The sequence below is a fragment of the Nocardia sp. NPDC102475 genome (genome assembly GCF_055584605.1).
Genome location: NZ_JBVJLS010000011.1, coordinates 154,969 through 159,987 on the forward strand (window position 1 = coordinate 154,969; position 5,019 = coordinate 159,987).

The 5,019-nt window shown below is 67.4% G+C and carries 5 protein-coding genes; 4 read left to right on the top strand and 1 reads right to left on the bottom strand.

All coding sequences use genetic code 11. The features are described from left to right. Nucleotides 1-230: 230 nt before the first annotated feature. Nucleotides 231-563, top strand: a complete 333-nt coding sequence (locus ACZ60G_RS21260) for a hypothetical protein (RefSeq protein ID WP_465811760.1) — start codon at nt 231-233, stop codon at nt 561-563. A 419-nt stretch (nt 564-982) separates the two neighbouring features. On the opposite strand, the gene ACZ60G_RS21265 is transcribed toward ACZ60G_RS21260, so the two are convergent. Next, nucleotides 983-1,126 (bottom strand): hypothetical protein, encoded by a 144-nt coding sequence (locus tag ACZ60G_RS21265; protein ID WP_465811875.1) that lies wholly within the window; start codon nt 1,124-1,126, stop codon nt 983-985. A gap of 100 nt (nt 1,127-1,226) precedes the next feature. Here ACZ60G_RS21265 and ACZ60G_RS21270 point away from each other — a divergent pair, with 100 nt between their 5' ends. From ACZ60G_RS21270 to ACZ60G_RS21280, 3 genes are all read left to right on the top strand, one after another. Further along, on the top strand, nt 1,227-1,766 hold the full coding sequence (locus ACZ60G_RS21270) for a MarR family winged helix-turn-helix transcriptional regulator (protein WP_465811761.1): 540 nt from the start codon (nt 1,227-1,229) through the stop codon (nt 1,764-1,766). 278 nt (nt 1,767-2,044) lie between these two features. After that, a complete protein-coding gene (locus ACZ60G_RS21275) occupies nt 2,045-3,442 on the top strand; it encodes a hypothetical protein (protein WP_465811762.1) in 1,398 nt (465 codons plus the stop codon). Nucleotides 3,443-3,459: 17 nt separating this feature from the next. Beyond that, nucleotides 3,460-5,010, top strand: coding sequence for a WXG100 family type VII secretion target (locus ACZ60G_RS21280; RefSeq protein ID WP_465811763.1), 1,551 nt, complete (start codon nt 3,460-3,462; stop codon nt 5,008-5,010). The last annotated feature ends 9 nt before the right edge of the window (nt 5,011-5,019 follow it).

Sequence of the window (5,019 nt, forward strand, 5' to 3'; positions counted from 1 at the left end):
TCGGTCTCGCGTGCACGTGTGCAGTCGTGATGTGAAGTGGGTCTTTTTTCGAGGTTCAAATGCTGTCACGCTATCGCTAGCTAATAGTTAGCCTTCATAAACGTCGGGGAGCGGCACTCGCGCCGCATGACAGCACGGATCGGTCGTCGTAACGGCGATCGCCCGTATCGCGCCATCTTCCATATCGGATCGCTACCTTGGTCGATCGCAGTGTCGGCCCGGAGAACGCTATGGCTAATCCAGCGTCCATACCCAATCCCTTCGATACACGTCGTACCGGTAGTCCCCCCGCCTCCCACCCGGGCTCGCGGGCCGCCGCGGGTTCGGCGCGGTCCGCCCGCGTTCTCCGCGATGAGCAGCTCGCGCCACTGCGGATCCCGGCACGAGTCCTTGGTGCATTACTGATCTGCCTCGGTGTGGCGGCGCTGCTCCCATTACGGGGATGGCTGCACGACTACGGTGCCGAGCTTGTCATCGCCGCCTACCTGCAATACATGGCGATCGCGACAACCCTCGAGGTGTGGGGTCTGCGCATGACCAGGGAAGGCCCACGCCGCAGGTGATGCGCGCACGATGAGGTGCTTCGGCTGTTCACCTTTCGGTCAGAATCCGTCGATAGTGTCCCGGAAACACCGGCTCGTCCACGCCTACCGCCGCGAGGAACCGGCAGGCGACGCCCGAATCGAGCCCCCACAACAGGACGCAACACCCTCTGCCGCGACTTGTGAACGCAGTATCGCTCTCGCGACGGCGGTCACCCGGTATGCCACGGGCTCCGGAAATTGCGGCCGCCACCGGCCAGCCGTCGCCGGTGCTTGCGGCCACGACGTGACCTACCTCCCCGGCTTGTCGATGCGCCGCATCGCCGACCCCTACCCTGGCCAAGCCAATGCCGATGCCCGCAACGCCCGCGCTGCCCGCTCAATCCGTCCCCGTTCCCGGCACGAAAGCCGCCGCAACCGTGCTACCGAAACGCGCCGACTCACTGAAAACTGTTCTGCTGCAACGCAAATAGATCGCCGAGGACATCGAGAGGATGTTCGATGATCACATCGACGCTGTCCAGCAAACATTCCGTGTGGCGCAACTGCGGCGCCGCGCTCCGCTCAGCCTTGCCCGAGAACAAGTGTCAGAAAATCGGGTGTCATCGCCACCGTTCGCTTCCCGTGCCGTTACCACGTAACAGCACAAATCCTGGAGCGAATGCGCTGGGATACAGTGTCCTGATGCCCGAAGAAGCGCATCCCACACCAGTGGGGCGTGTCGGAGCGGCCGCGGGGTCCGATGGTGCTGCCGCAACCGTCGGGGGAACCGATGCCGACCTGCTCTCGCTCGCATCACAGCTGTGTTTTGCCCTGTACTCCACATCCCGATCGATGACCGCGGCATACCGGCCGTTTCTCGAGGGGATGGGTGTTACCTATCCGCAGTATCTGGCCCTGCTGGCTTTATGGGGACGGCCTGCGATGACCATGAAGGAACTCGGCGAACAACTGCAGCTGGACTACGGCACGGTCTCACCGCTCATCCAGCGACTCCAGGCACATGGTCTGGTCGAGAGCGTCCGGAGTGCGAACGACCGCCGCGCTGTCGAACTGCGTGCGACCGAAGCCGGCCGCGCCCTGCAACCGCAGGCCCGGCAGATGATCGAGGCGGTCATGGCGGAGGTCGGGTATCCGATCGAGCATCTCATCCGGCTACGTGACCAGGTCAACGCGCTCGGCGCCCGCCTCGACGCCGCTGTTGCCGAACGTTCTGGCCGGTAAGCACCGTCCGCCTCAGCCGGGACAGGTCGTGTGGCTCAGGCGTCGAGCACTCGGTGCGGCGCGAGACGTATGGGCTTGCCATGGCTGGTAAATACCGGCATTGCGCTGGGACGCGAAGTGCGAAATCTTAACCCTGAATCAATTCAGATCCTGATGACGAACCGATCCAGGCGATTTGTGGGAACTGCTCGCGGTCGAGGTCGCGCATCGGCGCCTCCCAGGGCTTCGGCGCGTTTGCCGTTCCCGGAACTCGGAGAGTGCCGTGACGCAGGCGGGGGATGAGGATGCAGGCGGGGGATGAGGATGTTGCCGGATTGGCCGTTCGGATCGCGGATGGGCTGCGTGAGGCGGCCCCGCCCGGGTGGCAGCGGCTGGAGGCGTGGTTCGCGATGACCGTGGTCGCCGAATCGGCGCTGCTGGTGGTCGACGACGGTATCCGGTCTTTTCGATGCCCGGTACCGGATGCGGTGTTGGTTGCGGTGCGTCAGCATCGGCAGGTGTCGGCAGGGACCGAGGGCGGGCCGTGGTGGCGGTTGCTGGTGCGCATCGATGCGGATGGTGTCGAGGCCGCTGCCGATCACGGTGCGGCGCCGTTCCCCGGCGAGCAATTGTTCGCACCGGAGGCATACCTCGCCGACTTGGAACGCTATCCGCGGGAACGGCTGCCGGTGTGGCTGGCGGCCTACCTCGGGCGCGGAGAACATCGGACACGGCCGCCGCGCGCAGCAGCCACCGCGATGCGGGCGGACCAGCGTGCGGGTTTGCGGGCGGTGGCCGTGGATAACGAACTACCGGAACTGGCCGTGTTGTGGGCTCGGTGGGCGGTGCTGGCGGCAGCCTTCGTGGCGGTCGGGTCGAGGCAGGGGCCGCGGATCGGTCCGTCGGTGGGCATCTTCGAAGGCGCGGGACGCAGCGGTTCGACGCTGACGCTACTGCCAGGTGACCGAGCCGTGCTGTCAGGTGGCGTGTGGGATGCACCGGTGTTGGACGCCGCGTACAACGCGGGTGCGGCGATGCCGGAATTGTTTGCGGGAGCACCGGATTGGGTGGCCGACCCGGTGCTCAATCCGCGGGCGGCAACCGGTTTGCTGTCGTTTTGTTACTGGTGGGAGGCCGGTCGATGGTGCCGGGGTGAGTCCGTGCCGATTCGGGAGTGCGCGCCCGCGCTCCCCGCAGTGTGGACGGTCGGCACGGTGGCGGGTGTCGTGGGCAGCCTGCTGGACGACCGGTCGGGTGGTACGCCGGACGCGGCCGAGTTGTTGGTGTCGGCTGCGCAGGCCGGTGCGGTGACTCGCGAGGCGATCGTGCAGGTCTTCGGTGACGGTGACGGCACCGACATCGATGGGGCGATATTCCAGTTCATGCTCGCGGATCTGGACGCGAAACACGCCGAGGGGATCGGCGAAGCGGATGCGCTCGACCTCGTCCGTGATCACATCCGAGGACAGGACTACGACACTACGGGATACCCGCTGTCGACACTGCGGGCCGATCGCATCAGCGTGGGCTGGATGGTGCGTTCGCCGGTGCCCGACGGCGAAATCGCTTTGGACCGTGCGGTTTTCTATGTTGCCGACGATGGCGTTGTAGAGCGTTCGACCACGTCGGTGTCGTTATCGGTGTTCGTCTCCGGTTTCGAGCGACGGTTCCGGCTGCGTGGCAACGGCCGAGCCTGACCGGAGGGGATCGCGAGGTGAACGATCAAGTTCGGTTGGATCCGGACCAGCTGCGAAATCGGGGAGCGCGGCTGGCCGAACTCGGGGACCGCGTTGGGCAAACCTATGCGGGACTGCGCGATTCCCTGGCGCGTGCCGACGGCAGTTGGGGCGACGACGATCTCGGTCTCGCGTTCGCCAAGGAGTTCAAGCCGCATGCCGATAAGTTGCTGGCCAATCTGCGGGCGATGGAGCAGAGCTTGCATAGCACCGCAGCCGGAATAGTGGACGCCGCAAGCCAATTCGAAGAACAGGACATGCTCGGCGCCAGCGTGGTCGGCACTGCTGCCGACCACCTGGACCCGATCGGCGAGTCAGCGTCGCCTTGGCCGGTCGGCAGCGCGGGCACATCGTCGCCCGCGGGCGCACAGTCGCCACTGACGTCCGAACCCGCGACGACGTTTCCGGCCACGGGAGCCCCGGCGTATCCCACGGACCGGGCCGACCCCACCGAACGATCTGTCCCGGGCGGGGCCCGGACACCGGACGCGTCCACGGGACGCACCACGCCGGAGAGCGGTCCACTGCGGGATCCTTCGAATCGGTCAGCGGGCCGAGAGGGGGAGCGGCGAGGCGGACCGGGCAACGGTAACCCCGGCAAGTCGGCCGGAGAGTCCGGTCAGCGGCCTCCGGCCTCCGGGGTGTTTCCTCCGGCCGCCACCCGGGACGCACCCGGTGCCCGTGCCGCGCGGCAGGCACCGTCCGGCTCACCGGGCGGTGTGGGACGGCGAGATTCCCCGTGGTCCGGGCAGCCGCCCAGAACGGCAGGACCCCCCGCCGCTGCCCAGGCGAGACCGTCGGGTCCTCGGTTGCCATCTTCGCCGCGGGCGCCGAAGCCCGCCGACGAATCGCGGGATCAGCGCCGCGCCGACGCGCGCCCGGCTACCGATCCCTTGATCGGCTGGCTGGCGCGGGCGCTGGCCGAGCACCACGACGTACGGGTCACCGGATTCGATATCCCCGGCTTGCAGGTGCCGGTCATGCGAGAATTCGCGGCCGCTGTGGACCGGGTGCTCACCGACTACCCGGTGATCGGGCTCGATGTCGTCGCGGTGGCCGAACTCGATGCCGAATCGGGGCCGGTGTGGTGGAGTTTCGAACCACGCGATACGCGGGCCACAGACGTCGGTCGGTCGATCACCTTCGACCGGCGGACCGCGACGCGAGCGCCCGGAGCGGCGGAGCCCGACGCCGAATCGGCGGAGCTGGATATCTACCTGGCGACGCTGCGCGAATTCGGCCCGGCACTCGACTTCGCCGGTGGCGGTTTCGCAAGCAGGCGGGCACAGCATGTTCTGATCGCGGAGTATCTGCGTCTGGAGGAGGTACGGAACCGCACCTTCGGCGAGGTGGTGCGCGGTTACCGGCGCTGGCGCGCCGAGTTGGCCGGGGCCGCTGCGGACACACGCGGGTTCGACGTGCGCCGGGCCCTCGGCGCCGCCTTCGCCGATGTCGTGCTGCGCGGCGACGAGGCGAGCGTTCAGGCGCGAGCACTGCACGCGGTGCTGGTCGACGCGACGTCGCGGTAGGTGGTGGCG